The following is a 1850-nucleotide window of genomic DNA, read 5'->3' as shown; positions in this document are numbered from 1 at the left end:
CCCCCGAAGTCCGTGAACGTGCTGTGCGCATGGTTCTGGAACACCTGAACGACTACCCCTCCGAGTGGGCGGCCATTGAGGCCGGCGATTTTCAAGGTAGTTGTCGCGTGAGCGTGTCACGCTGCCTTTGATGTTTGCTGCAGTACCGCTTCCCGCTCCGGGTTCAGGCACACGATTGGTGCCAGCACCCAGTTCCTAATGTTGCCGCTCCAGCGCTCCGGGTGCCGTGCACGCGCCGCCTCGTACAGCTCGATACGCTTGCGCAGCAACTCTTCCGCCTGGCCAGTATGTCGCTGCGCCGGGGTCACGAACTTCAGGGCGCTGTGGCGATGTTCATGGTTGTACCAGGCCACGAAGCTGTTCACCCAGTTCCTGGCCTGCTCCAGCGTGTCGAAGGGCCGCTCCGGCCACAGCGGGCAGTACTTCGCCGTGCGGAACAAGGCCTCGGCATAGGCGTTGTCATTGCTCACCCGCGGGCGGCTGAACGAGGGCATCACACCCAGGTTCTGCATGGCCGCCAGCATGGTCGAGCCCTTCATCGCGCTGCCGTTGTCCGAGTGCAGTACCAGCGGCTGGCCTGCTCGCTGTTCACGTAGGCAGGCCAGGCGTAGCAGCTGGGCGGCCTGCTCGGCGCTTTCACTTTCATGCACCTCGTTGGCCACCAGCTTCCGGCTGTAGACGTCCTTGATCATGTACCAGTAGAAGTAACGGCCCTTGACCGTGGTCGGCAGCCAGGTGATGTCCCAGCACCACAGCTGGTTCGGGCCGTCGGCCACATGGGTCGTCAGCGCTCGTTTCACCGGTGGGCGGCTACGGCCGCGCGGATGCTGCTGTTCGGCGTCCTTCAGCAACCGGTAAAAGGTCGACTCCGAGGCCAGCCAGGTGCCCTGATCGGCCAGCCGCGCCACGATCTGCTGCGGCGGCAGGCTGGCAAGCTCGGGCTGATTGGCAACCTCCAGCACGCGGCGGCGCTCTTGCGGGGTCAGCTTGTTGGCCGGCTCAGCTCGCTGTGCCGAAGGACGCCGATCCTCCGGGCAGTGCTGCCAGCGCTGCAGGCTGCGCAGCGACAGGCCCAGTTCGGCGCAGGCCTGCGCCCGCCGCGCTCCCGCCGCCACGGCGTCCTCGATCAACTGCAGCGTTTCACGGCGATCCGGGGCGCTGATCATTCGTCCTCGTCCTTCCCCCAGAGCGCCTCGGCTTTTTTTCGCAACACCAGCAGAGCCGCGGTTTCTGCCAGCGCCGCATCCTTGCGCCGTAGTTCACGCTCCAGCTGCTTGATGCGCTTCTTCGCGGCCTTTTCCTCTTCGCGTTCGCGCCGGGTCTTGCTCGGCTGAGCCAGGCTGTTGGCCTGCTCGCAGGCTTCGCGCCAGGCGTTGATCTGCTCGACATACAGGCCTTTGCGCCGGCAGTACTCCGCCAGCTCAGCCGCATTGAGGCTGGCGCTTTCCAGCACCACCCGAAACTTGTCCTGGCTCGACCACTGGTCGGCCTGCTGTCCATCTCCCGGCACCACTGCTCCCGCTGCTCTGGCCTGTTTGCGCCAAGCATACAGGGTGGCATCAGTAATGCCTGTCGCTTCCACCAGCTCCGGCACCGTCCGGTTCAAGGGCGGCATCATCTGCCGCACCACCCACTCCCGATGCTCTATCGAATAACGCGCCACACGGCTCTCACTTCCGCCCACCGACCAAGACTCATCGAATCAACTCACACGACAACTATCCTGACGCGGCGGGAGGCCATTGCGCCGAAAATCGGCTGCGCAGCGCAAACCCTGCATGGCTGGATTCGCCGCCAGCCATCCCAGGCCGGTTAGCGCCCCGTTCATCCCCGCGAAGCACCCGAGCGCA

General features: G+C 65.0%; 1 protein-coding gene. It reads right to left on the bottom strand.

The window, feature by feature from the left end; genetic code table 11:
* Positions 1-116: 116 nt before the first annotated feature.
* Positions 117-1663, bottom strand: a protein-coding gene (locus tag CFY91_RS14820) for an IS3 family transposase (RefSeq protein ID WP_229727209.1) whose coding sequence is annotated in 2 segments (ribosomal slippage) — positions 117-1177 and positions 1177-1663 — 1548 coding nt in all. Because the reading frame shifts where the segments join, the coding sequence is not laid out codon by codon here.
* Positions 1664-1850: the final 187 nt, after the last annotated feature.

The sequence above is a fragment of the Pseudomonas fluvialis genome, assembly GCF_002234375.1.
GTDB classification, from domain to species: Bacteria; Pseudomonadota; Gammaproteobacteria; order Pseudomonadales; family Pseudomonadaceae; genus Aquipseudomonas; species Aquipseudomonas fluvialis.
This window is presented reverse-complemented; position numbering and strand designations above follow the sequence as displayed.